This is a genomic window from Puniceibacterium confluentis (assembly GCF_007923445.1).
Taxonomy (GTDB): domain Bacteria; phylum Pseudomonadota; class Alphaproteobacteria; order Rhodobacterales; family Rhodobacteraceae; genus Puniceibacterium; species Puniceibacterium confluentis.
In genome coordinates this window covers 124,878-148,739 of record NZ_VOJI01000006.1, presented here as the reverse complement: position 1 = coordinate 148,739, position 23,862 = coordinate 124,878, and the positions used below count along the sequence as shown (strand labels likewise).

Sequence of the window (23,862 nt, the reverse complement as noted above, 5' to 3'; positions counted from 1 at the left end):
CGATGTTCGGTTTTTCGCTCCGCCCCCGCAAGACCCGGTCGGCCCAGACCGCCAAGGATCGCCTGCAGATCCTGCTGGCCCATGAACGCAGCGCCGGCTCCGGGCCCGACTGCCTGCCCGAGCTGCAACGCGACATCCTTGAGGTGATCCGCCGTCACATGAAGATCGACAAGGACGCGGTCGAGATCAAGATGGACCGCGGCGACGAATGGTCGAGCCTCGAGATCAACATCGAATTCCCCAGTACGGGACGGGCCTGACCCCCGGCGTGCCGCACCGCTGTACGGTGCGGCGCCCGCGCATGAAATACCGCCCTGAGAAGGGTTTACCCATCCCGGGGGTGCGGCGGCTGCGCCCCGGGGGTGTCGGCTGCCGGTGTCACTTCACCCGCAGCGGATGGCCGCAGACAACCAGGTCGATCCTGTCCGCGACCGCCCCCAACTTCTGGTTCATCCAGCCGCATCTGTCGCGGTAATCGCGCCCGAGGGCAGAGGCCGGCACGATGCCGGAGCCGACTTCGTTGGTGACCAGAACGACAGGACTGGTCTGCGCCGCGAGGGTAACCAGCAGTTGCTCCAGCGCCGCTGTGACATCGCGTTCCTGCAGCATCAGGTTTGACAGCCACAGCGTCATGCAATCCACCAGACGCGGCCCCTGCCCGTCGCTGCGCCCCAGGGCAGCGCACAGATCCAACGGTTCCTCGATCAGGGTCCAGCCGGGACCGCGCTGGGTGCGGTGGGCGGCGATGCGCTGGGTCATCTCGCCATCCAGCGCCTCGGCAGTGGCGATATAGACCGGCTGACCGCCCCAGGATCGCACTAGGTCTTCGGCAAAGCGGCTCTTGCCGGATCGGGCACCGCCGGTGATCAGGCTGATTTGCGGCATTTTGTACTCCGTCAAGATTTGTTGGGCCCGACCGGGCGCGCGGCGTCCAGAAGGGCCGAGACATCCAGATGCCGCTCCATATGTGCCGCCAGGGCGTCCAGAGTGTCCTCGACGCTCTGCCCGTAGGCCTGCGGCGCGGCGGCGGATCCCATCTGCGCCAGCCAGGCGGCGCGAAAGCGGTCGTCGGCAAACAACCCGTGCAGATAAGTGCCCGCAACCTGCCCGTCCCGCGACTGCGCCCCGTCGAACGCGGTGCCGACCTGTGCAAAGGCGCGCGCGGTGTCCGGCCCCGCCGTGCGACCGATGTGGATTTCATAACCGGAAAGCGCGGTATCGGTGGCCAGATGCCGGGCGGTGACACGCGTCAGGGTCTTGTCGCGCGCCATCAGCGTCTGCACCTCCAGCAGCCCGAGGCCCGCCTCGCCGCCCGGTGCGCCCTCTAGCCCCTCGGGGTCGTCGATCCGCGTCCCCAGCATCTGATAGCCGCCGCAGATTCCCAGCACCTTGCCGCCCCGCCGCAGATGGCCTGCCAGGTCGACGTCCCAGCCCTGCGCGCGCAGAAACGCCAGATCGCCGCGCGTCGATTTCGTACCCGGCAGAATCACGAGGTCCGCATCCCCCGGCAGCGGCCGGCCCGGCGGGATCATCGACAGGCGCACGCCGGGTTCCGCTGCCAGCGGATCGAGGTCGTCAAAGTTGGCGATGCGCGACAGCATCGGACAGGCGATGTGAAACGCGCCGTCGCCGGTCGAGCGGCCGAGATCCACCGCGTCTTCGGCGGGCAGCAGATGCGCGCGGTCAAACCACGGCAGCACGCCGAACCCCCGCCAGCCGGTGCGCGCCGCGATATCGCTGTAGCCGTCGTCGAACAGCGCCACCTCCCCACGGAACTTGTTGACCAGAAACCCCGCCACCATGGCGCCGTCCTGCGGGTCAAGCACCGCATGGGTGCCGACAATCTGTGCGATCACCCCGCCGCGGTCGATGTCTCCGGCCAGGACCACCGGCACTCCGGCGGCGCGGGCAAAGCCCATGTTGGCGATGTCCCCCCGGCGCAGGTTGGTTTCTGCCGGACTGCCCGCGCCCTCGACAATGATCAGGTCGGCGGTCTGCGCCAGAACGGCAAAGCTGTCGAGCACCGGCGCCAGCAACGCCCCGCGCGCGCCGCCAAAGTCGCGCGCCTCAAGGCGGCTGACCGCCCGCCCCTGCACCACGACCTGCGCTCCGGTATCGCTTTCGGGCTTCAGCAACACCGGGTTCATGTGCACGCTTGGCGCCCGTCCGCAGGCCAGCGCCTGCAACGCCTGAGCGCGCCCGATCTCGCCGCCGTCCTCGGTTACGGCGGCGTTGTTGGACATGTTCTGGGGTTTGAACGGAGCCACGGACAGGCCCCGCCTGAGCCCCGCGCGGCACAGCCCCGCCACCAGCATGGATTTGCCGACGTTCGACCCTGTGCCCTGGATCATGATCGCCCGCGCCGTCATGCCGGCCCCCCCCGGCGCAGACAGCCGACGCCGGCACGGGTCAGGCGCGTTTGGCGGCCGGAATCGCGGACAGAGGTGTTGGACCGGGGCTCTGTGTGCACGTCAGTACCTTTCCTGATTCCCGTCCCTTTCCGATCTGATGGCCTGTTGGCGCGCCGGACACAACCGGGCGGATCGCCCAAATCAGCCGTGCGGCAGCACAAACACCCCCTTGGCGCGCGCAGCACGGAACGGTATGTCTCGGCTCCCGGAATCTCACAGGAGGCGCACATGGACACCGCTCAGCGTATCGCACAGACCATCGCGACCGAAATCGCGGCCCGGCCGGATCAGGTGGCTTCGGCGATTGCCCTGCTCGACGGCGGCGCGACCGTGCCGTTTGTCGCCCGCTACCGCAAGGAAGCGACCGGCGGTCTGGACGACACCCAGTTGCGCAAACTGGCCGACCGCATGACCTATCTGCGCGAACTCGAATCCCGGCGCGCCGCGATCGTCGACTCGATCCGCACGCAGGACAAGATGACCGACGCTCTGGCCCGCGCGCTGGCGCAGGCCGAAACCAAGGCCGTGCTGGAAGACATCTATCTGCCGTTCAAGCCCAAGCGCCGCACCAAGGCGATGATCGCGCGGGAAAACGGACTGGAACCGCTGCTCGAGATGATCCTGTCCGACCGCGCCGCGGTTCCGGAGAAACTGGCCGAACGCTATGTCAGCGAGGCCGTGCCCGGCACCAAGGAGGCACTGGAGGGCGCGCGCGACATCCTCGCCGAACGGCTGAGCGAGAATGCCGCGCTGCTGGGTGATCTGCGCAGCTTCATGCACCGCGAGGCGCTTTTGACCGCCCGGGTGATCGCGGGACAGGAAGAAAAGGGCGCCAAGTTTTCCGACTATTTCGCCCATTCCGAACTCTGGTCCAAGGTGCCGTCGCACCGGGCGCTGGCAATGCTGCGCGCCTCGAAAGAGGGCGTGGTCTATGTCGATATCGCTCCGGAACCGGAAACCGGTGCCGCGCGCGCCGAAGGCATCGTGTGCAAGTACATCGGCATCCCTGGCGTCGGTCCCGGAGACACCTGGCTGCGCAAGATCGCGGGCTGGACCTGGCGGGTGAAGCTCAGCTCGACGATGATGCTGGATCTGCTGGGCGACCTGCGCGCCCGCGCGCATGACGAGGCGATCGAGGTGTTCGCCCGCAATCTGAAGGATCTGCTGCTGGCCGCCCCTGCCGGAGCGCGCGCCACGCTCGGCCTCGATCCCGGCATCCGCACCGGGGTCAAGGCGGCGGTGGTGGATGCCACCGGCCGGGTTCTGGCGACCGAAACGCTGTACCCGTTCCAGCCCAAGAACGACCTGCGCGGTGCCGAAGCGGCGATCCTGCGGCTGATCACCCGGCACGGGGTCGAACTGATCGCCATCGGCAACGGCACCGCCAGCCGCGAGACCGAGCGGCTGGTCGCGGATACCCTGTCGCTGTTGCCGAAGGATGTGCAGAAGCCGACCAAGGTGGTGGTCTCGGAGGCCGGCGCCTCGGTCTATTCCGCCTCGGAACTGGCAGCACGGGAATTTCCCGACCTCGATGTGTCGCTGCGCGGCGCGGTGTCGATCGCCCGCCGCCTGCAGGATCCGCTGGCCGAGCTGGTGAAGATCGAACCCAAAAGCATCGGTGTTGGCCAGTACCAGCACGACGTCGACCAATCGCGGCTGGACCGGTCACTCGAGGCGGTGGTCGAGGATGCGGTGAACGCTGTCGGCGTCGATCTCAACACCGCCTCGGCGCCCCTGCTGGCGCATGTCTCGGGGCTGGGGCCGGGACTGGCGGAAGCCATCGTCGCGCATCGTGACGGCGCGGGGGCCTTCAAGTCACGCAAGGAGTTGCTCAAGGTCGCGCGGCTGGGCCCCCGGGCCTTTGAGCAATGTGCCGGTTTCCTGCGCATCCGCGACGGTGCCGAGCCACTGGACGCCTCTTCGGTCCACCCCGAGGCCTATGGCGTCGCGCGCCGCATCGTGCAGGCCTGCGGGCGCGACCTGCGCGCGCTGATGGGGGATCCGTCGCCGCTGCGCCAGCTGCGGGCCGATCAGTTCGTCGATGACAATTTTGGTCTGCCCACGGTGCGCGACATCCTGTCCGAACTGGAAAAACCGGGACGCGACCCGCGCCCGAGTTTCAAGACGGCGGTCTTTGCCGACGGGGTCGAGGATATCAAGGATCTCAAATCCGGCATGGTGCTCGAGGGCACGGTGACCAACGTTGCCGCCTTTGGCGCCTTTGTGGACATCGGCGTGCATCAGGACGGGCTTGTGCATGTCAGCCAGCTTGCCGACAAGTTCGTCAAGGACCCGCATGAGGTCGTCAAGGCCGGCGATGTGGTCCGCGTCCGGGTGACCGAGGTCGACATTCCGCGCAAGCGGATCGGTCTGAGCATGCGCAAGGACGGCGGGTCATCCGCCCGTGAAGACCGGGCCGAGCGGGGACCGAAGGGCGGCAAACCACAGGGCAGAGCCAAGCAAGTGACCACGGCCGCGCCCGCAAAAAGCGACGCGACGGGCGCACTGGGGTCGGCGCTGCTGGACGCGATGAAGCGGCGGTGACGCCCCGAGGGGTCGGCGCGGGGACAAGCTGCGGCGTGGCAGCGCGCCGCCCCCCGGCTATGCGGTCAGCGCGGGTTCCGGCCCCGGATCAGTGCCGACGCCGCACGGTCCCGGGGCGGCCCTCCAGCCGCAACCGGGCATCGTTGCGCGTCTTGCGTGACACGACCCGGCCCTTGGACACCACGGCCAGCCGGTCGGGCCGCAGCCGCACCGCCTCGACCGGATCACCCGCGTCCAGAACCACCAGCGAGGCCACCGCGCCCTCGTGCAGGCCGTAATCTTCCAACCCCATGATCGCGGCGTTCTGCGTCGTCACCATGTCGAAACAGCGCCGCATCTCGTCGGGCGAGGTCATCTGCGCCACGTGCAGCCCCATGAACGCGACGTCGAGCATGTCGCCGGTGCCCAGCGAATACCACGGATCCCGCACACAGTCCTGGCCCCAGCCGACGGTGATGCCGAGGGCCTGCATCTCTTTTACCCGGGTCAGCCCGCGCCGCTTGGGATAGCTGTCATGCCGTCCCTGCAGCACAATGTTGATCAGCGGGTTGGGGATGGCGGCGACTCCCGCCTCGGCGATCAGCGGCAGAAGTTTCGAGACATAGTAGGTGTCCATCGAATGCATCGAGGTAAGATGCGAGCCTGCCACACGGCCCTGCAGACCCAGGCGCTGCGCATGATACGCCAGCGTCTCGATATGACGGCTTTGCGGATCGTCGGTTTCGTCACAATGCAGATCGACCGGCAGGCCACGCTCGGCGGCAATTTCGCACAGATCGCGGACCGAGGTGCGGCCCTCCTCCATCGTGCGCTCGAAATGCGGGATGCCGCCAACGACATTCACCCCCATGTCCAGCGCCCGCAACAGGTTCGCCCGCCCGGTCGGGCTGCGGTACAGCCCGTCCTGCGGAAAGGCCACCAGTTGCAGATCGAGATAGGGTTTCACGAGGCGCTGCACCTCGAGCATCGCGGTGACGGTGTTCAGATGGTCCGGCGTGGTGTCGACATGGCTGCGGATCGCCAGCAGCCCCAGCGACACCGCCCAGTCGCAATAGGTCAGCGCGCGGTTGATCATCTGGTCCACGGTTGCGGTGTCGCGCAACTCGCCCCACAGCGATATCCCCTCGAGCAGGGTGCCGGAGGCGTTGATCCGCGGCGTGCCATAACTGAGTGTCGCGTCGAGATGGAAATGCGGATCGACAAAGGGCGGCGCGACCAGATCGCCTCCGGCGTCGATCACCTCGCCCGCCTGCGCCCCGGCCAACGCCCCGATCGCGGCAATCCGGTCGCCGCGGATGCCGATGTCGGCGTGGGATCCGTCGGGCAGCGTGCCGTCTTTCACCAGTAGATCGAAATCGGCCATCAGCGCTCTCCGCGGTTGTAGGGCACCATCAGGGCGGCCGGCACATTGGCACGGCGCGACATCAGGATCAGCGCCAGTATCGACAAGACATAGGGGATCATCAGGAACACCTGATAGGGCACCAGGGTGCCAAAGCCTGTCTGCTGTAGTCGGATCTGCAGCGCGTCGAAGGCGGCAAACAGCAGGGCGCCAAGCAGCGCGCGCGACGGCGACCAGGCACCGAACACCACCAGCGCGATACAGATCCATCCCCGCCCGTTCACCATCTCGAAGAAGAACGACGAAAAGGCCGAAATGGTCAGGAACGCCCCGCCCACAGCCATCAGCCCCGACCCGAAAATGACCGCCCCCATCCGCAGGGCGGTGACCGACAGGCCCTGCGCCTCGACCGCACCCGGATTTTCCCCCACCGCCCGCAGCGCCAGCCCCAGCGGCGTGCGGTACAAGACCAGCGCCACCACCAGCACGGTAAGAAAGGCAAAGTATGTCAGAGGGGTCTGGGAAAACAGCGCCGGGCCGACAAAGGGCAGATCGGACAGGCCGGGAATTTGCACCGGCTGGAACGGCTCGATGCGCGGCGGCGATGTCACCTGCGGCAGGCTCAGGCGATAGGCATAGTAGGCCGAAGAGGTGGCCAGCAGGGTGATGCCGATGCCAACCACGTGCTGCGACAGCCCGAAGGGCACCGTCAGCACCGCATGCAGCGCGCCAAAGCCCATGCCCGCCAGCATCGCCACCGCCACCCCGCCCCAGAGCGGCAGGCCGGAATAGACCGCGATCCACCCGGAAAAGGCGCCGATCACCATGATCCCCTCGATCCCGAGGTTGAGGACCCCGGCGCGTTCGCAGATCAACTCGCCCATGGTGGCAAAGATCAGCGGCGAGGCGATGCGCAGCACAGCCGCCCAGAAACTGGCCGAGATCAGGATATCGACAATCTCGCTCATCCCCGCAGAACCCTGAATTTGGTCAGCAGGATCGCCAGCACCATGAACAGCAGGGCGCAAGCCAGCAGGATATCGGCAATATATGTCGGCACCTCGGCCGCACGGCTCATGCCATCGGCGCCCACAAAGATGCCGGCAACAAACAGCGCCGAGACCACGACACCCAGCGGGTGCAGCAGCGCCAGCATCGCCACGACGATGCCGGTGTAGCCAAAGCCCGGTGACAGGTCGAGCGTCAGATTGCCCTTGAGCCCGGCCACTTCGGAATAGCCCGCCAGCGCCGCCAGCCCACCGGACAGCAGCGCCGTCTTGACCATGACCGCCCCCACAGGCACGCCGGCGAACCGTGCCGCCTCGGCATTCAGTCCGACCGCGCGGATTTCATAGCCCAGCGTGGTGCGGGTCTGGATCACCCAGATCGCCACCGCCGACAGCAGCGCCAGCCCGAAACCCCAGTGCAGCCGCAGCCCGTCGACAATCCGCGGCAGGCGGGCGTCGCGGGGGATCGCCTCGGATTTCGGCCAGCCCATACCCAGCGGATCCTTCATCGGCCCCTCGAGCAGCAGCGAGATCAGCAGCAGCATGATGAAATTGAACAGCAGCGTGGTGACCACCTCGTCCACCCCCAGCCGGGTTTTCAACAGCACCGGCCCCAGCAGAACCACCCCTCCGGCCAGCAGCGCCCCGAGCCCCATCAGCGGGATCAGCACCGGCCCCGGCAGCGCCAGTCTGGTGCCGATCAGCACCGTGATCAGCGCCCCGGCATAGAGCTGCGCCTCGGCGCCGATGTTCCAAAGCCGGGCGCGGAAGGCGACCGCCACCGCCAGACCGGTAAAAATCAGCGGTGTCGCCCGGTTGAGCGTTTCCAGAAGCGCGAACCTCGAGCCCGCCGCCCCCTTGACGATCAGCCCGAAGGTCGCCAGCGGATCGGCCCCCGCCAGCATGGCAAGCAGCCCTCCAACGACAAAGGTCGCCACAAGTGCCAGCGCAGGCAGCCCGAGCGAGCGGACCAGCGTCGGGCTGGCAATCGCCTCAAGCCGCATGATCGAACCCCTGCCCGGCCATCCACTGACCCAGATCCGCAGGCTTCATGGTGCCACGCGGGAAGCCAGGCGAAAGCCGTCCTTCGGAAATCACGTGGATCACGTCCGACAGGGTCAGGATCTCGTCCAGATCCTCGGAAATCAGCAGCACGGCGGCACCCGCGTCGCGCGCCGCCAGCAGCTGGTTCTGCACATAGGTGACCGCGCCGATGTCCAGCCCGCGCACCGGCTGGTTGGCAAGGATGACTTTCGGCGCTTCTTCCAGCACCCGGCCCAGTATGAGCTTTTGCATATTGCCCCCCGACAGCAACCGGATGCGGGTGCCCGGCCCCGGGCAACGGACGTCGTAAAGCGCGATGAGGTTCTCGGTCCAGCGTTGCGCCGCGCGCCAGTTCATCCAGCCGTCGCGGCTGTGCGGCCGGTTGCCGTAGGTTTCCAGAATCGCGTTTTCCGTCAGGGTGAAATCGGCAATCGTTCCGGTGCGGTGCCGGTCCTCGGGGATGCGCCCGATCTGTGCCGCGATGGCGGCGCGGGGGGACCATTGTGCCACCTCCTGCCCGGCAATCTCGAACCGGCCCTGCCGGGGCGAGACCAGCCCGGACAGCAGATCGGCCAGCGCGCCCTGACCGTTGCCGGAAACCCCGGCAAGGCCGGTGATCTGCCCGGCCCGCAGGGACAACGACACCTCGCGCAGGCCCGGGCGCTGCCCCTGCGGCGCGGTGGAAACGCGGTCCAGCACCAGCAGCGGCGCACCAGGGGTGGCCCTGGAGGGCGCGGGCGGGGTGATTTCCGCCCCGACCATCATTTCGGCCAGCCGGTGCCGGTCGGTCTCTGCCGTCGCCACCGTGCCCACCAGTCTGCCGTGACGCAGCACCAGAACGCGCGCGGAAATCGCCATGACTTCGTGCAGCTTGTGGCTGATGAAGATCACCGACAGCCCCAGGGCGACGGCGCGGCGCAGGGTGACGAACAGCGCGTCGGTTTCCTGCGGCGTGAGCACGGCGGTCGGCTCGTCCAGGATCAGGATCTTGGCGTCGCGGTACAGCGCCTTGAGGATTTCGACCCGTTGCCGTTCGCCCACCGACAGGCCGGCCACCACCGCGTCCGGATCCACCCACAGGCCAAAGTCCTGCGCCAATGCCGCCACCCGGGCGCGCGCCGCCGCCCGCCCGATACCAAGTTTCCAGAAGGGCTCGGTCCCCAGCAGGATGTTGTCCAGCACGCTCATGTTGTCGGCAAGCGTGAAGTGCTGATGCACCATGCCGACACCGGCCCTGAGCGCGGCCCCCGGCTGACCAGGTGGCAGGGGATGACCGAACACCTCGACCTCCCCGGAATCGGCGCTGTAGTGGCCGAACAGGATGTTCATCAGAGTTGTCTTGCCGGCACCGTTTTCGCCCAGCAACGCCATGACCTCGCCGCGGGCAAGGTCAAAGCTGATGCTGTCATTGGCGACAAGCGCGCCAAAGCGCTTGGTGATTCCGCTCAGACGCAGGACCGGATCGCCCTGCGCCACCGCTGCGAGAGCCATCAGATCGAGGTCGGCTCGGAATCGTCGATCTCGACCACCAGGTCGCCGGATTTGATCGCCGCCTCTTTTTCGGCCACCAGATCCAGCGCGCCCTGCGGCACCTTGCCCTCGAAGGTGCCCAGCGGAGCCAGCGAGCATCCGCCCTCTTTCATGAACGAATACACGCCATAGTCCGCCGCCTCGAAGCTGCCTGCGGCGATGCTGGCCAGCGCCGCCTGCAGTGTCGGCTCGAAATGCCAGAGCGCCGAGGCGACCACCGTTTCCGGGTATTCCGCCTGCGTGTCGATGACATTGCCGATGGCGAGAATGGCCTTTTCCTGCGCGGCATCCGACACCCCGAAGCGTTCGGCATAAAGCAGATCCGCCCCGCTCTCGATCATCGCAAACGCCGTTTCCTTGGCCTTGGGCGGATCGAACCAGGATCCGATGAAGCTGACCTGGAAGGTCGCGTCGGGGCGGGTTTCGCGCACCCCGGCCATGAAGGCGTGCATCAGGCGGTTGACCTCGGGGATCGGGAAACCGCCGACCATGCCGATCTTGCCTGTTTCGGTCATTGCACCTGCAACGATTCCAGACAGATACGAGGCATCCTGAATGTAATTGTCAAAGACCGCGAGGTTGGGATAGGCCGGGTCGGCCGGCAGCGACGAGCCCAGCAGGAAAGCGGTGTCGGGATAATCCAGCACCACTTCGCGCGCCTCCTGCTCGACGCCGAAGATCTCGCCCACGATCAGCTTGACGCCGCTTTCGGCATATTCCCGCATCACGCGCGGGTAGTCGGTGTTCGCGGTGTTTTCCGAGAAGGTATAGCTGATCTGGCCTGCCGACCTGGCAGCTTCCGCTGCGGCGTGGATGCGGCTGACCCACTGCTGCTCGACCGGCACGGTGTAGATTCCCGCGACCGACACCGGTTCCTGCGCAAAGGCGCGCAACGGCAGGGTCGTGGCGGCGGCGGTCGCAAGACCTCCCTTGATAAGACCACGGCGGCTGATCGGGCCGGCGTGCGGCAACAAAACACGGTTGGACATGGGAAAATCCTCTGGCTGTCGGAATGGGACGTTTCTTATATCCGTGACCGTAGGGGCGGGATTGAAGCGCGGTCAAGAATGTTGGTTCATTTTTTGATCATTGAATAAAAAAACGCTCGAATTTCAGCTGCGGCACGCCTGAGAAAGCGATGGTCGTTACCGAACTCCGGCGAAAATCCGATGGCCCGGCTGCCTTCGGAGGCGCGCGGCGGGCCGGTCGGCCGGGTTTGCATGCAAACGGTCTGGGCTTTGGCGCACTGGCGGTCTAGGCTCCGGCTGCTGTTGCCTGTTGCCTGTTGCAACGCCGCGGCCCACGACCACCCGAGAAAGGCCCTCCATGCACCTGCGTCATGATCCCCTCTACGCCTCGCGCCGCTCTCCTGTCCTCGCCGACAACATGGTGTCGACCTCACATCCCCTTGCCGCGCAGGCGGGCCTGTCGATGCTGGCACAGGGCGGCAATGCCGTGGATGCCGCGATTGCCACGGCCGCCGCGCTGACTGTGGTGGAACCCACCGGCAACGGCTTGGGATCAGACGCCTTTTGTATCCTGTGGGATGGCGCGGAGCTGCACGGTCTGAATGCCTCGGGGCCTGCGCCGATGGGCTGGTCCCCCGAACGTTTTGCCGGGCAGGACAAGATGCCGTTCCGCGGCTGGAACAGCGTCACCGTGCCCGGGGCCATCGCCGCCTGGGCGGCGCTGTCGGACCGGTTCGGTACACTGGACTTTGCCACGCTGCTGGCACCGGCGGTGGGCTATGCCGAAAACGGTTTCGCGGTCTCGCCGGTCATTGGCAAATTATGGGAGATCGGCGGCGACACCCTGGGCGCCCAGCCCGGGTTTGCCGATGCGTTTCTGCCGCAGGGCCGCGCACCGCGCGCCGGCGAGCGGTTTGTGAATCGCGCCCTCGCCGCCAGCCTGATCCGGATCGCAGAGACCAGGGGCCGGGACTTCTACGAAGGGGCGCTTGCGGAAAGGATCGCCGCCTATGCCCGCGAACACGGAGCCGCATTGACCGGGTCGGATCTGGCGGGTTTTGTCCCGGAATGGTGCGGCACCGTCAGCATGGGGTTTGACGGGGTCGACCTGCACGAAATTCCGCCCAACGGTCAGGGCATCGCCGCGCTGATGGCACTGGGCATTCTGGATCACACACCGGTGCGTGACTTCGGCCCTGACGCACCACAGGCCATCCACCTGCAGATCGAAGCGATCAAGCTGGCCTTTGCGGATCTTCACGCCTATGTCGCCGACGCCAGCCACATGCAGGATGTGACGCCGCAGGCTCTGCTCGACGGCGGATATCTCGCATCACGCGCCGGGCTGATCCGTTCGGACAGGGCCCAGGATTTCGGCTCCGGCGCGCCAAGGAACGGCGGCACCGTCTATCTGAGCACGGCGGATGCGAGTGGCATGATGGTGTCCTTCATCCAGTCGAACTATGCCGGCTTCGGCTCGGGCGTGGTGGTGCCCGACACGGGCATCAGCCTGCAGAACCGTGGCGCAGGATTCTCGCTGCGCCCCGGCCACCCCAACCTTGTGGCACCGGGTAAGCGACCGTTCCACACCATCATCCCCGGATTCCTGATGCAGAACGGCGCGCCGCTGATGAGCTTTGGTGTCATGGGCGGGCCGATGCAGGCACAGGGCCATGTGATGATGACGATGCGCACGCAGCTTTGGGGCCAGGATGTGCAGACGGCGGTGGATGCGCCGCGCTGGCGCTTTACCTCCGGGGTCGAGGTGGCCTGCGAAACCGCCCTGCCGCTTGAGACCCGCGAATACCTGTCGGCGCTGGGCCATGATATTGTGGTCGAGGCACCGGACAGTGCTTTTGGCTTTGGCGGCGCGCAATTGGTGCACCGGCTGGCCTCCGGCGGCTATGTCGCGGGATCCGATCCGCGCAAGGATGGACAGGCCGTGGGGTTCTGAAAACCCGGGGATGCCACCACGCGCCGGGCACGCGGTGGCGCCTGATCAGGCGCCGGTGACGCGCCAGATCACGTCACCGACGTCATCGGCCATGAGCAGGGACTTGCCATCCGGACCGATCGCCACGCCGACGGGGCGGCCATAAGACACCTTTTCATCCTCGGAGAGGAAGCCCCACAGGATGTCGCGCGGCGGCCCGGACGGCTTGCCATCGCTGAACGGCACGAAGATCAGCTTGTAACCGCTGAGCGTCGAGCGGTTCCAGGATCCGTGCTGGCCGATCACCATGCCATCGCCAAACCCCGGCAGCGTGCCTTCGGGCATCCAGCACAGCCCCAGCGAAGCGGTATGGCCGCCAAGCGCGTAATCCGGTGTGATCGCCCGGGCGACAAGCTCTGCATCCTGCGGCACCCGGTCATCCACCGTCTGGCCCCAATAGCAGTAGGGCCAGCCGTAGAAACCGCCGTCGGTGACGCTGGTCAGGTAATCCGGCGGCGTCTCGTCGCCCAGCCCGTCACGTTCGTTCACAACGGTCCACAGCTTGCCCGTCACCGGCTCCCAGGCGGTGCCGACCGCGTTGCGCAGACCCGAGGCAAAGATCCGGGCCTGTTCCGTGGCCAGATCCAGTTCCCAGATCGCCGCCCGGCCCTCTTCGGCCTCCATGCCATCGTCACCGATGTTGGACAGCGACCCGACACCGGCGTAGATCCTGGTGCCGTCGGGCGAGGCAATCAGGCTGCGGGTCCAGTGCCCGCCCGGTTTGAAATCCACCAGTTTGCGGCCCGGACCCGTCAGCGCCGAGGCGCCTTCGGTATAGGGAAAGGCGACGATGCCGTCGGTGTTGCCGACGTAGAAAGTGTCGCCGACAAGCGCCATGCCAAAAGGTTGGTTCTGGCCTTCAAGAAACACCTCGCGCACTTCGGCGACGCCATCACCATTGGGATCGCGCCACAGGCTGATGCGGTTGGCGCTGTTGCCCACGGCCTTGGCGCGTTTCATCGTCGCCAGCATCACCCGGTCCATCAGGCTGGTGGGCGGACGTTCCTGCTGCAACGCCTCGGCGACCAGCACGTCACCGTTGGGCAGCACTTCGATCCAGCGCGGATGCTTCAGCCCCGAGGCAAAGGCGTTGACTTTCAGGCCCTGTGCCGCGGTTGGCGCGTGACCCGGCTCCCAACCCTTTGCCGTGGGCATCTTCAGGGTCATGATGCCCTGCTTCCTGGCTTCGGGGATGGTTGGCGACAGCCCCACCGCCTGCACGGCAGGCGCGCTCATCCGCCGGAGAAGAACCATTGTGCCGCCCACAAGGGCCGTCGCTTGTGCGATGAAATCCATGATATGTCCCGATGATTTGCAAGCGCAGCATAGTGCGCGGACCGACAGGATCAACGGGATTTTGGCCCCTGAACGCCGCAATCCGCCACGGCGCCGGGCCGTGGCGGGCAGATCGCAGGCCGCGTGATCCGGTTCAGCGCAGGCCGGAGCGGGCGATTTGTTCGGCCAGAGTCAGGGTCGCGGCGCCGCGGGCGGCAGCAATCTGCGACGCGCTGGCATCCTCGGGCAACGGCACCGCGATGGCAAAGCTGCCCGAGCGCTCGCCTCCCTCCTGTTCGGGGGCGACAAAGTACTGCCCGGCGATGCGGAACTGCCCCGAAGTGGTGGCGACCATTTCCTCGAAGCGCACATCGACGCGCGCGTCGGAAAAGCCGCGGAACGGCCAGGGTTCCGGCGCAACGGTGGCCCCGGTGATGGCGCCCAGGTCGCGCGCCAGTTGCAGGGTCATCGCGCGCGCCGGCAGGTCTGCCCAAAGTGGCCCCAGCGCCTCGATCGCGCCATCGGGCTGCTGAAGAAATATCTCTTCGGTGGCGGCATAGGTCGGCAGCGTCACCTCGACCACCTCGAGGCTGCGATAGCGCGACGACACCTTGACCGTGGGTTCGATCGCCGGTGTGGCATAGCGGATGTCGCCCCCCGAACAGGCAGCCACGGACAGGGTTGCGGCCACAAGAAGGCCTTTTGGAAAGAGATGAGTCTTCATTACATTACCGTCCCAGGATCAGCGAATTCGGATTGCGTTCGATGGTGCGCGCAAGGCGTTCGATTGCCTCGGCGGCAGACTGGATCTGCCGGATCGCGCCCCGTGTCTCGCGGGTGAAGCTTGAATCGTCGGCATAGGCGGACAGGGTCGTGCCGGCCTGATTTGCCACCGCGCGCAGGTCCGCTGCCAGACGCGGCAGCGTGGCCGAGGCCTGTGCGATCGCATCGGCCGCATCGCGGGCAGAGGCCAGCGTGGCATTGGCGTTGTTGACCAGGCCGCCGTCCTGCATCGCCGTCAGCACGTCCTGCACCGATTGCAGCGCCTCGTTCAGCTCACCGGGGAGCGCCCGCGTGGATTCCTGATCCACCAGCGCATTGGCCGAGGCCAGCAACTGCGTCGCCTGATCCGAAAGCCTGTCGAGCGGGATCTCGTTGGCGTTCTGCACGATGCCGCGCGCCTCTTGCATCAGCGCCGGCAGTCCTTCTGCGGCGGTGGCGACATCGTTCACGGCGGCGGTCAGCTTGCCCACGGTGTCCTGGGTTTCCACATCGCGCAGCAGACGGCTGAGCGTGGCGGAACTGTCCTGCAAGCCGGTCAGCAACTCGGTCACCCGCGTCGGCAGGGCCTGCACATCGGCGCTGGTGGTCACGTCGCTGAGCGAGGCAAGGATGCGGCGCAGTTCCACCGGAACCGCCTGCACATCCTCGTTGGCGATCAACGCCTCGGCGGTGCTCAGCAAGTCCGACACATCCTGCGACAACTGCTCGAGCGGCAGGGCCTCGGCCTTGGCCAGCAACGCGCGGATGTCGGTCATGAGATCCGGCAGGCTGTCGGTGGCGGTGCCGACATTGTCGATGGCGCCGTTCAGTTTTCCGACGGTGTCCTGCTCCTGCAGCGTGGCGATCATGCCGTCCAGCCGGGTGCTGGTGCCCTGGAGGCCGGCCAGCAGTTCGGTCACGCGGGTTGGCAGGGCCTGTACCGCGGCGCTGGTGGTCACCTCGCGCACCGAGGCAAGGATGCCGCGCAGCTCAGCCGGCAGCGCCTGCACATCCGCACCGCCAACCAGGGCATCGGCCTGCGTCAGCAGCGCTTCGGCCGAGGCCAGAAGGTCGGTCACGTTCTGCGACAGTTCGGCCAGCGGCACTTCCTGGGCATTGGCCAGTACCGCGCGGATGTCTGCGACCAGGTCCGGCAGGGTTTCGGTTGCAATGCCGACGTTATCGATGGCGGTGGTCAGTTTGCCCGCGGCATCCTGATCCTCCAGCACGGTGATGACACGGCTCAGTGTGGCACTCGTGCCCTGAAGGTCTGTCAGCAGGGCACTGATCTGGTCAGGCATCGCCTGCACGCCCTCGCTTTCGGCAACACCGCGCACCGCGGCGAGAATGCCGGTCAGCTCGGCCGGGGCCTTCTGCAGTTCTTCGCTGCCGATCAGGGCAGAGGCATTGTCGAGGAAATCGGTGATCGACTGCATCACCTCTTCGATCGGCAGGTCGTTCACCCGTTGCAACACGCCCTGAGCCGTTGCACTGACGTCGGTGACGCTGGCGTCGGCGGTCGGAATGCGCGGCAGCGGTTCGGCTGCACGGTCCAGCGCGGCAACCGCCACACCCGGCAGTTGCACCAGCTCGACCTTGAGGCCGCCGGTAAAGATCGAGGCATTGGTCAGCCGGGCGCGCATGCCCTCTGCGATCCGGTCCTCGAGGTAATTCAACAGTTCTTCCTCGCCCGCCTCGTCACCCAGACCGATCCGGCCCGGATTGATACGGGCGGTGGCGATCAGGCGCACGTCGCTGTCGCCAAAGCGGTCGCTGTCGACAATGCCGTTGATGCCGGTGACCTCACCAACCCGCAGGCCGCCCAGCTCGACGGCGGCTCCGGCGCCAAGCCCCGCCATGTTCTGCTCGAACACCATCGAGACGTCCACGGCCTGACCGTCGCTGGCCACCAGAAAATCATCCCGGGCGGTGTTTTCGTCCGGGAACAGATCATAGACCGCGCCTTCGGTCAGCGGCGTGCCGCCGGAACCGATGTTCTCGAAGGTGATGCCGCCGGAAATCAGCGAGGCCAGCGAGGTGAAGTTCAGCCGTGCCCCGGCTGCACCCAGCGAAAAGCTGAACCCCGAGATGTCCCAGAATCGGGTCGAGGTGGTGACAAAGGCTGTGTAGGGCTCGTAGATCACCGCCTCGGCAGTGACGCCGGTGCCGTCCTCGTTGACAACCGAGTCACCGACGACGCCGACCTCGACACCCTTGTACAGGAACGGGGTACCGGCCCCCGGCAGGCTTTCCTGCGACCGCAGCGTGAAGGTGATGCCTGTGAGGCCCAGCTTCAGCAGCGGTGCGTCGTCAAGGCCTTCGAAGGTTTCCCGCAGGGGCCCCGGCTCGTTATCCCAGTTGCCCTGGATGTAGACCCCCGACAGCACGGTATCGAGCCCGGAGACCCCGCGCGCACTGACTTCGGGACGCACGATCCAGAACTGGGCGTCGTCGTTGATGTAGGGTGCCAGGTTCTTTTCGACGCGGATCGAGGCGATGACCTCGCTCAGGTCCGGGCTGAAGCTGATCTCTTCGACCGTGCCCACCGTAATGTCACGGTACCGCAGTTTGGTTTCGTCGGCCTTGATGCCGGCGGCATTCTCGAAGGACACTTCGATCAGCGGACCCTGATCGTTGTAGTTGCGCCAGGCGGCGGCCAGCGCCACGGCCAGCGCAATGAGCGGAATGAGCCAGATGATCGAGGACGTGTCCCAGAAAGACTTGCGACCCGACTTGATCGGAACCTGTCCGGGCGTGGCAGCCCCGGTGTTTTGCGGAGTGTCAGTCACGTAGTTTCATTCCTTTGGTCCGTTGTGTCCCAGAAGAGACGGGTGTCGAACGCCTGCGCCGACAACATGGTAAAGATCACCGACAGCGCAAAGGTCAGTGCAGCGGATCCGGGATGGATGGATGCTACAACTGACAGCTGCACCAGCGAACTGAGGATGGCGACCACAAACACGTCGATCATCGACCAGCGGCCGATGAACTCGACGACTTCGAACAGGTGGTGACGGCGCGCCGCCGAAATCCCCGAGCCCCGCCGCACCGAGATGGCAAGATAGGCGATGGCGAGGAATTTCCCCACCGGAATCAGCACACTTGCGATCAGGATGATGATTGCGACGCCGATGGATCCATGGTGAATGAGGTCCACCGCACCACCGACAATGGTGCTCTTGGAGTTGCTCAACAGCGTCTGCGTGATCAGCATCGGGTTGGTGTTGGCTGGGATGTAGCAGATCACCCCGGCGAGCCACAGCGCCCAGACCCGGCTCAGGCTGGCGGTGTCGCGCGACTGCAGCGGGCTGCCACAGCGCCCGCAACTTTCGGTGCCCATCGGCCAGACCCGGGCGCAGCGGCGGCAGGCCACAAGGCCGGCCTCGCGCGCCGTCAGACCTGATCCGGATCCTGTTCCAGTGATTTCCATACCGACCATGTGCAGAGGTAGTTGTCATTGATGAGGACGATGATCACCAGCGCGGTGAACATCCAGAAGGCGGGGCCGAACCCGATATGCGCAAGGGAGGCGACCTTGACCAGTGCAACGGCGCACCCGATGGCGAAGATCTCGGCCATGGCCCAGGGCTTGAGCCTCTGGGTCAGGCGAAAGGCCTGTTTGGCATGGGCATAAGGCGTGCGGTCCCCGACGATCGGGATCAGCACATACAGGATCAGCAGCGTGCGGATCAGCGGAATGATGATGATCATTGCGGCCACGGCGATCGACAGGAACACCATCGGCCCGGACTGGAAGCTCGACGCCGAGTCGAGGATTGATGCCTTGTTGCCGAAACCGGCGGCATTGATTGTCAGGAACGGAAAGAACATCGCCGCCACAACCAGGATGATCACCGACAGGGTCAGCGCGATGATCTTGAGCCCGGCCTTGCGCTTGGGCGCGATCAGCACGGTGTGGCAGCGCGCGCAGACCGCGCGCTCGCCGACCTTGGGCATTTGCGCCACATACAGCGCGTCGCACTGCGGACAGGCCATCAGCGCGTCCAGCGGAAGATCGCCCGCGAACGCCGTACGCTGCGATGTCGTCTGATCTGTATCCGTGACGCTCATCCCGACGAATGCACCTGCTGACCGATCCCTGCCCCCGCTAGGAGCTTCTCGGTGTTTCTACCGGGTTGCTCCATGAAAGGTAACAAATTGTTTGGCGCCGCCCGGATCAAGCCGGAAGTGTGGCGAAAAGACGTGTTCCCTTAGGTCAATCGGGCCTGTTTCCGACAGAAATCCGGCCCGAAGCACCCTGTGCCGTGGTCTGGCCCCGGCAGGGCACCGCACGTTATGTGCCGTGTCTCGTCCCGTCTCAGCCCAACAGGCTGCCAAGCGCCTCTACGACCATCGCGTGATCCTCTTCCGAGGCCAGTCCCGAGACGGTCACAGCCGCGATCACCCGTCCCGATGTCAGGCGGACCGGAAAGCTGCCGCCGTGCACCGCGTATTCCTGCGGGTCCAGCCCGTGCTCTGCGCCGGGAACCAGGATGCCTTTGGCCTTGAACGACAGCCCGACGGCAAGCGAGGCGCGGTGGTAGCGCAGGGTCACATTCGATTTGCGGCGCGCCCAGTGGTCATTGTCCGGCGTGGCACCGGACAGCGCCGCATGAAACAGAGTGCTGTCCGGCGTGCGGATGTTCACCACGATCGGCCGGCCTTCGGCCCTGCCCTTCTCCACCAGAAGACACCCAAGCTTCCAGGCCTGCGCCTCGTCAAAGCCGGTCAGGCGCAAACGCGCCTCCTGTCCGGCGATCTCTTCAAGCTGTTGCACCGTCATTCCGAAGATCCTTTCAACACCTGGCCCGGTTCAGCGGGCGCCGACTGTTGCGGCCATGCCTAGCAGCGCGACAGCAAAGCGAACAGCCCGCATCGCCCTGTGCCCTCGGCAAGGCACCCCGCCCCCCTGGCTTCGGAGCGCCATGCAATATCTGCAGGGCACCTATGTGCACTGCCGCATTGTCGCCCTCGCCACAGGCATTATGGTCTCATTCTGCATTGCAGCATGACCCTCTCGATGGAATTCCGGTATGTATGAAGAACGCCGCACCCGCTGGACGATCCTTTCGCTTGCGCTGGGGGCGTTTGCCATCGGGGTTTCGGAATTTGCCGCCATGGGCCTGCTGCCCTATTACGCGCTGGATTATGGCGTGCCCGAACCCAGCGCCGGCCACGCAGTCAGCGGCTATGCCCTGGGCGTGGTGATCGGCGCACCGGTGTTGGCCGTGCTCGGCGCCCGGGTTCCGCGCAAGATCTTTCTTGCGGCGCTGATCGGCTTTTTCGGGTTGGCCAACCTGCTGTCGGCGTTCATGCCGGGGATGATGGCGCTGACCGGGACGCGGGTGCTGGCCGGATTGCCGCACGGCGCCTATCTGGGGATCGCAATGCTGTTCGCCGCCGACATGCTGCCCAAGGGGCGGCGCGCTGCCGGTGTCGCGCAGGTGCTGATGGGGCTGACCCTGGCGAATGTGGTCGGGGTTCCCGCCGCAGAGGCCATCGGTCAGGCATTGGGCTGGCGCAGTTGCTTCATCATCGTGACGGCGCTGGCATTGCTGAGCACGGCGATGATCCTGAAGTTCGCGCCGCTGGAACGGCCTGATGCCGCCGCCAGCCCGGTGCGCGAACTGGGCGCGCTGCAAAACCGAGCAGTCTGGCTGACGCTGCTGGTGGGCGCGATCGGCTTTGGCGGTGTGTTTGCGGTCTATTCCTACCTCTCGGCGGCCATGATCGCCACGACAAATGCCCCGGCCTGGGCGATCCCGCTGACGCTTTCGGCTTTTGGCATCGGAGCCACGGCCGGCAACGTGGTGGCCGGGCACCTGGCGTCGTGGTCGCGGTTCGGCGGTGCTCTGGTTCTGCTGTTCGGGATGATGGTCGTGCCGCTGGTGTATACGGCGGTGATGGGGAACTGGCCACTGATGGTGCTGAGCATCCTGTTGCTGGGCACCACCGCCGGGCTGGTCATTCCGCTGCAGATGCGGCTGATGGATGTGGCCGGCGACGCAGACACTCGCGGCGACGCTGAACCACGCGGCGTTCAATTTCGCCAATGCTCTGGGCCCGTTCCTTGCGGGGCTGGCGCTTTCGGCGGGCCACGGCTGGGGATCGACCGGACTGGTCGGGGCGGCATTGGCGGGTGCCGGGATCGTGGTGCTGGCGGTGGCCTATGCCGAGTCCCGTCGCTCTCCGCATGCGCTCTGCGCCTGACGCCGCCCGGCTGCGTCACCACGACCCGCGGTCCGGGCTCACCGGCGCCCTGTTCCGCCCGTGATCAAGAGGCGTGCGGGATCGTCAGGGTGCTGTCCCGGTCCCAGCTCAGCCAGACTTCGCCGTTTTCCGGCAGATCCGGCATGTCCCTGTCCCGCGCGACAACCTTGAAGCTCTGGCCGGCCCGTTCGGCGATGCAGGTGGCCATGGCGCCGGCAAAGATGCGCTGGCGCAGCACCGCGGGAATGGCATTGATCCCCGCGCCCCGGGGTCTGTCGGCACTGAGGGTCAGGCTTTCGGGACGCACGGCAAACGCCTCGAACACCCCCGGGCGAACGGGCAGCTCGATGCGGGTGCCGTCGGTCAGGACCAGATGCGTCCCGTCGGCGTGTCCCTCCAGAAGGTTGGCGTCGCCGAGGAACCCGGCGGTGAACAGGTCCTGCGGCGCGTTGTAGACATCGCGCGGCGGCCCCGACTGAACCACCCGCCCGGCCCGCAGGATGCCGATCCGGTCTGACAGCGTCATCGCCTCTTCCTGATCGTGGGTGACAAAGATCGTGGTGATTCCGATCTCGCGCTGGATACGCTTCAGTTCGATCTGCATGTCGATGCGCAGAGCCTTGTCCAGCGCCGACAGCGGCTCGTCCAGCAGAAGCACCCGCGGGTTGGTGACGATTGCGCGGGCCAGAGCGACGCGCTGGCGTTGTCCGCCCGAAAGCTGATGCGGGCGCCGGTTTCCGAGGTCGCCCAGCTGCACCAGCTCCAGCGCCGCGCCCACCCGCCGCCTCTCTTCCGCCGCCCCGACCCTGCGCACCCGCAGGCCAAAGCCGATGTTGTCCGCGACGGTCATGTTGGGAAACAGCGCGTAGTTCTGAAACATCATGCCGACATCACGCTTTTCCACCGGCACCGCGCTGACCGGCTGACCACCGATGCAGACCGCGCCGCGGTCGGGAAACAGGAACCCGGCGATGGTGCGCAGCAGCGTGGTCTTGCCGCTGCCCGACGGCCCCAGAAGCGCGAAAAAGCCGCCATCAGGGAAATCCATCGTCACATCGTCCAGCGCCGTGAAGGTGCCGAAGGTCTTGGTCAGGTTGGTCACATCGACATGCGCCATCAGCGGTCTCCTCCGAATTTGGAATAGCGGGCCGCAATCAGCATCACCGTCATCGACAGCGTGATGATGATGGTCGAGATCGCATTGATCTCGGGGGTGAACCCCTTGCGGATCGCGGTGTAGATCAGCACCGGCAGGGTGCTGTCTCCGGGTTCACTGAGGAAATAGGAGACCACGAACTGGTCAAAGCTGACCGCAAAGGCAAACAGGGCCCCGGCGACGATCCCCGGCGCGATCCACGGCAGGGTGACGCGGCGGGTCACGGTCCAGGCATCCGCCCCCAATGCCCGCGCCGCCTCTTCCAGCGTCGGGTCGAAGGTGGCAAGCCGGGCCGTCACCACGACAATGACATAAGGGATCGCCAGCGCGACGTGACCGATGATCACCGCGGGCGTCCCCCGCCCGAGGCCGACGCCGAAAAAGAAGATCAGCATGGCGGTGCCGGTGATCAGCCAGGGTATGGCAATGGGCGGGAACAGCAGCACCTGCAGCAGCCGCTTGCCGCGAAATTCGTGGCGGAACATCGCGATCGACGCCATGGATCCGAGGGTTGTGGCAATCGCCGTGACGCACAGCGCAATCAGCACCGAGCGGGCGGCGGCATCCAGTATTTCCTGATTGTCCGCAAGCCGTGCATACCACTGCGTCGAAAACCGGAACGGCAGCTGATAAAATTCTGACGCATTGAACGACATCGCCGCCATCACCAGGATCGGCGCGTACAGAAAGAACAGGACCGCGCCCAGCCAGATCAGGCCAAGGGTCCGGTATGCCAGCGCGCTCATGTCTGCGCCTTTCGCAGGATCGGGCTGGCCAGCGCCAGGATTCCCAGCACCACCGCCAGCAGGACAAAGGACAGCGCCGCACCCAGCGGCCAGTTGAACACCGCCACAAACTGATCCTCGATCACCGTGCCGTAATAGGTGCCGACGCGGCCCCCCAGAATGCGCGGCTCCATGAAGGATCCGACCACCGGCACAAAGATCAGAACAGCGCCCGCCAGCACCCCCGGCAGCGCCAGCGGCAGGATCACCCGCGCCAGGATGGTCAGCTTGCCCGCCCCCATCGAGCGCGCCGCGTCGATCAGGCTGTCGTCGATCGCCTGCAACCCGAGGTAGGAGGTCAGGATCACGTAGGGCAGGTACGAATGCACCAGGCCGATCACCACCGCCGCGGTCGAGAACATCAGGTTCACATCCACCTCGAACGGCAGGATCGCATTCAGGCTCCGTTCCAGCACCCCGTTGCCCCGCAACACGATGGCCCAGGAAAAGATCCGCACCAGCGAGTTGGACCAGAACGGCAGGATGACCAGCAGAAACAGCGTCTCGCGCGCCCGCCCCCGGATCACCTTGGCCAGCACATAGGCGCAGGGAAAACCGACCAGAACCGAGACCAGGGTGACCATCAGACCCAGCTTGACGGATTTCCACAGCAAGGTGGCATAGACCGGATTTTCCCAAAAGGCGCGGTAGTTTTCCAGACTGTAGTGCCAGTCGGTGTCGCCAAAGGGCACATCCGACAGGACCGAAAAGTAGAGCATCGCCGACAGGGGCAGAAAGATCGCCACCGTCAGCCACAGATAGGCGGGGGACAGCAGGCCCAGAACGCCCAGCCTGCGCTGTCCAGCGGGATGAATGGCCATCGTTGCCCCCTGCC

The 23,862-nt window shown here is 66.1% G+C and carries 20 protein-coding genes and 1 pseudogene; 5 read left to right on the top strand and 16 right to left on the bottom strand.

Annotated features, from left to right (window positions below; all coding sequences use genetic code 11):
* The first annotated feature begins 2 nt into the window (after window positions 1-2).
* Window positions 3-260 carry a cell division topological specificity factor MinE gene (minE, locus tag FOY53_RS08980; protein WP_146587925.1) on the top strand — a complete coding sequence of 86 codons (258 nt, stop codon included), beginning with the start codon at window positions 3-5 and terminating at the stop codon, window positions 258-260.
* A 118-nt stretch (window positions 261-378) separates the two neighbouring features.
* On the opposite strand, the gene cobU is transcribed toward minE, so the two are convergent.
* Window positions 379-885, bottom strand: coding sequence for a bifunctional adenosylcobinamide kinase/adenosylcobinamide-phosphate guanylyltransferase (gene cobU, locus FOY53_RS08975; RefSeq protein ID WP_146587922.1), 507 nt, complete (start codon window positions 883-885; stop codon window positions 379-381).
* A gap of 11 nt (window positions 886-896) precedes the next feature.
* The gene (locus FOY53_RS08970) at window positions 897-2,369 is read right to left on the bottom strand and encodes a cobyric acid synthase (RefSeq protein WP_146587920.1); all 1,473 of its coding nucleotides are present in this window, start codon (window positions 2,367-2,369) and stop codon (window positions 897-899) included.
* Between the two features lie 270 nt (window positions 2,370-2,639).
* On the opposite strand from FOY53_RS08970, the gene FOY53_RS08965 reads away from it, so the two are divergent.
* On the top strand, window positions 2,640-4,955 hold the full coding sequence (locus tag FOY53_RS08965; protein WP_146587918.1) for a Tex family protein: 2,316 nt from the start codon (window positions 2,640-2,642) through the stop codon (window positions 4,953-4,955).
* A gap of 88 nt (window positions 4,956-5,043) precedes the next feature.
* On the opposite strand, the gene FOY53_RS08960 is transcribed toward FOY53_RS08965, so the two are convergent.
* Genes FOY53_RS08960 through FOY53_RS08940 form a run of 5 tightly spaced genes read right to left on the bottom strand, consistent with a single transcriptional unit; the run spans window position 5,044 to window position 10,867 of the window.
* Window positions 5,044-6,318: an amidohydrolase family protein gene (locus tag FOY53_RS08960; RefSeq protein WP_146587916.1), complete on the bottom strand. Its 1,275-nt coding sequence runs from the start codon at window positions 6,316-6,318 to the stop codon at window positions 5,044-5,046.
* Window positions 6,318-7,265 carry an ABC transporter permease gene (locus FOY53_RS08955; RefSeq protein ID WP_146587914.1) on the bottom strand — a complete coding sequence of 316 codons (948 nt, stop codon included), beginning with the start codon at window positions 7,263-7,265 and terminating at the stop codon, window positions 6,318-6,320. Before FOY53_RS08955 ends, FOY53_RS08960 begins: the two co-directional genes overlap by 1 nt.
* Window positions 7,262-8,308, bottom strand: a complete 1,047-nt coding sequence (locus FOY53_RS08950) for an ABC transporter permease (RefSeq protein WP_146587912.1) — start codon at window positions 8,306-8,308, stop codon at window positions 7,262-7,264. Before FOY53_RS08950 ends, FOY53_RS08955 begins: the two co-directional genes overlap by 4 nt.
* Window positions 8,298-9,839: an ABC transporter ATP-binding protein gene (locus FOY53_RS08945; protein WP_146587910.1), complete on the bottom strand. Its 1,542-nt coding sequence runs from the start codon at window positions 9,837-9,839 to the stop codon at window positions 8,298-8,300. The genes FOY53_RS08950 and FOY53_RS08945 overlap by 11 nt, the downstream gene beginning before the upstream one ends.
* Window positions 9,839-10,867 carry a BMP family protein gene (locus FOY53_RS08940; protein ID WP_146587908.1) on the bottom strand — a complete coding sequence of 343 codons (1,029 nt, stop codon included), beginning with the start codon at window positions 10,865-10,867 and terminating at the stop codon, window positions 9,839-9,841. The genes FOY53_RS08945 and FOY53_RS08940 overlap by 1 nt, the downstream gene beginning before the upstream one ends.
* A 337-nt stretch (window positions 10,868-11,204) precedes the next feature.
* Between FOY53_RS08940 and FOY53_RS08935 the strand changes: the two genes are divergently transcribed.
* Window positions 11,205-12,800: a gamma-glutamyltransferase family protein gene (locus FOY53_RS08935; RefSeq protein ID WP_146587906.1), complete on the top strand. Its 1,596-nt coding sequence runs from the start codon at window positions 11,205-11,207 to the stop codon at window positions 12,798-12,800.
* A gap of 45 nt (window positions 12,801-12,845) precedes the next feature.
* On the opposite strand, the gene FOY53_RS08930 is transcribed toward FOY53_RS08935, so the two are convergent.
* From FOY53_RS08930 to FOY53_RS08905, 6 genes are all read right to left on the bottom strand, one after another.
* Window positions 12,846-14,135, bottom strand: a complete 1,290-nt coding sequence (locus FOY53_RS08930; RefSeq protein ID WP_146587904.1) for a PQQ-dependent sugar dehydrogenase — start codon at window positions 14,133-14,135, stop codon at window positions 12,846-12,848.
* A 133-nt stretch (window positions 14,136-14,268) separates the two neighbouring features.
* Window positions 14,269-14,838: a PqiC family protein gene (locus FOY53_RS08925; RefSeq protein ID WP_146587902.1), complete on the bottom strand. Its 570-nt coding sequence runs from the start codon at window positions 14,836-14,838 to the stop codon at window positions 14,269-14,271.
* Between the two features lie 4 nt (window positions 14,839-14,842).
* Complete coding sequence (locus tag FOY53_RS08920; RefSeq protein ID WP_146587900.1) at window positions 14,843-17,665, bottom strand: MlaD family protein; 2,823 nt, start codon at window positions 17,663-17,665, stop codon at window positions 14,843-14,845.
* Window positions 17,662-18,306 (bottom strand): paraquat-inducible protein A, encoded by a 645-nt coding sequence (locus FOY53_RS08915; protein ID WP_246107335.1) that lies wholly within the window; start codon window positions 18,304-18,306, stop codon window positions 17,662-17,664. Before FOY53_RS08915 ends, FOY53_RS08920 begins: the two co-directional genes overlap by 4 nt.
* Entirely contained in the window at window positions 18,270-18,947 is a 678-nt protein-coding gene (locus tag FOY53_RS08910) for a paraquat-inducible protein A (protein WP_146587896.1), read from the bottom strand. Before FOY53_RS08910 ends, FOY53_RS08915 begins: the two co-directional genes overlap by 37 nt.
* Window positions 18,948-19,194: 247 nt before the next feature.
* Window positions 19,195-19,659: a heme-degrading domain-containing protein gene (locus FOY53_RS08905; RefSeq protein ID WP_186766555.1), complete on the bottom strand. Its 465-nt coding sequence runs from the start codon at window positions 19,657-19,659 to the stop codon at window positions 19,195-19,197.
* A gap of 250 nt (window positions 19,660-19,909) precedes the next feature.
* Here FOY53_RS08905 and FOY53_RS08900 point away from each other — a divergent pair.
* Together FOY53_RS08900 and FOY53_RS24065 are read left to right on the top strand one after the other, a co-directional pair.
* Window positions 19,910-20,836 (top strand): annotated as a pseudogene (locus FOY53_RS08900) (MFS transporter); the annotation flags it as partial.
* A gap of 31 nt (window positions 20,837-20,867) precedes the next feature.
* The gene (locus FOY53_RS24065; protein ID WP_342784072.1) at window positions 20,868-21,086 is read left to right on the top strand and encodes a hypothetical protein; all 219 of its coding nucleotides are present in this window, start codon (window positions 20,868-20,870) and stop codon (window positions 21,084-21,086) included.
* A 64-nt stretch (window positions 21,087-21,150) separates the two neighbouring features.
* Here the strand turns inward: FOY53_RS24065 and FOY53_RS08895 are convergent, their stop codons facing one another.
* From FOY53_RS08895 to FOY53_RS08885, 3 genes are read right to left on the bottom strand one after another with little or no spacing between them, the layout of a single operon-like run.
* The gene (locus FOY53_RS08895) at window positions 21,151-22,203 is read right to left on the bottom strand and encodes an ABC transporter ATP-binding protein (RefSeq protein WP_146587894.1); all 1,053 of its coding nucleotides are present in this window, start codon (window positions 22,201-22,203) and stop codon (window positions 21,151-21,153) included.
* Window positions 22,203-22,988: an ABC transporter permease gene (locus tag FOY53_RS08890; RefSeq protein ID WP_146587892.1), complete on the bottom strand. Its 786-nt coding sequence runs from the start codon at window positions 22,986-22,988 to the stop codon at window positions 22,203-22,205. The genes FOY53_RS08895 and FOY53_RS08890 overlap by 1 nt, the downstream gene beginning before the upstream one ends.
* Window positions 22,985-23,848: an ABC transporter permease gene (locus FOY53_RS08885; protein WP_146587890.1), complete on the bottom strand. Its 864-nt coding sequence runs from the start codon at window positions 23,846-23,848 to the stop codon at window positions 22,985-22,987. Before FOY53_RS08885 ends, FOY53_RS08890 begins: the two co-directional genes overlap by 4 nt.
* Window positions 23,849-23,862 lie beyond the last annotated feature (14 nt).

Coding starts and splice junctions, on each gene's coding strand:
- minE (WP_146587925.1), top strand. CDS start 3: ATGTTCGGTTTTTCGCTCCGCCCCCGCAAGACCCGGTCGGCCCAGACC.
- cobU (WP_146587922.1), bottom strand. CDS start 885: ATGCCGCAAATCAGCCTGATCACCGGCGGTGCCCGATCCGGCAAGAGC.
- FOY53_RS08970 (WP_146587920.1), bottom strand. CDS start 2,369: ATGACGGCGCGGGCGATCATGATCCAGGGCACAGGGTCGAACGTCGGC.
- FOY53_RS08965 (WP_146587918.1), top strand. CDS start 2,640: ATGGACACCGCTCAGCGTATCGCACAGACCATCGCGACCGAAATCGCG.
- FOY53_RS08960 (WP_146587916.1), bottom strand. CDS start 6,318: ATGGCCGATTTCGATCTACTGGTGAAAGACGGCACGCTGCCCGACGGA.
- FOY53_RS08955 (WP_146587914.1), bottom strand. CDS start 7,265: ATGAGCGAGATTGTCGATATCCTGATCTCGGCCAGTTTCTGGGCGGCT.
- FOY53_RS08950 (WP_146587912.1), bottom strand. CDS start 8,308: ATGCGGCTTGAGGCGATTGCCAGCCCGACGCTGGTCCGCTCGCTCGGG.
- FOY53_RS08945 (WP_146587910.1), bottom strand. CDS start 9,839: ATGGCTCTCGCAGCGGTGGCGCAGGGCGATCCGGTCCTGCGTCTGAGC.
- FOY53_RS08940 (WP_146587908.1), bottom strand. CDS start 10,867: ATGTCCAACCGTGTTTTGTTGCCGCACGCCGGCCCGATCAGCCGCCGT.
- FOY53_RS08935 (WP_146587906.1), top strand. CDS start 11,205: ATGCACCTGCGTCATGATCCCCTCTACGCCTCGCGCCGCTCTCCTGTC.
- FOY53_RS08930 (WP_146587904.1), bottom strand. CDS start 14,135: ATGGATTTCATCGCACAAGCGACGGCCCTTGTGGGCGGCACAATGGTT.
- FOY53_RS08925 (WP_146587902.1), bottom strand. CDS start 14,838: ATGAAGACTCATCTCTTTCCAAAAGGCCTTCTTGTGGCCGCAACCCTG.
- FOY53_RS08915 (WP_246107335.1), bottom strand. CDS start 18,306: ATGGAAATCACTGGAACAGGATCCGGATCAGGTCTGACGGCGCGCGAG.
- FOY53_RS08910 (WP_146587896.1), bottom strand. CDS start 18,947: ATGAGCGTCACGGATACAGATCAGACGACATCGCAGCGTACGGCGTTC.
- FOY53_RS08905 (WP_186766555.1), bottom strand. CDS start 19,659: ATGACGGTGCAACAGCTTGAAGAGATCGCCGGACAGGAGGCGCGTTTG.
- FOY53_RS24065 (WP_342784072.1), top strand. CDS start 20,868: ATGTGGCCGGCGACGCAGACACTCGCGGCGACGCTGAACCACGCGGCG.
- FOY53_RS08895 (WP_146587894.1), bottom strand. CDS start 22,203: ATGGCGCATGTCGATGTGACCAACCTGACCAAGACCTTCGGCACCTTC.
- FOY53_RS08890 (WP_146587892.1), bottom strand. CDS start 22,988: ATGAGCGCGCTGGCATACCGGACCCTTGGCCTGATCTGGCTGGGCGCG.
- FOY53_RS08885 (WP_146587890.1), bottom strand. CDS start 23,848: ATGGCCATTCATCCCGCTGGACAGCGCAGGCTGGGCGTTCTGGGCCTG.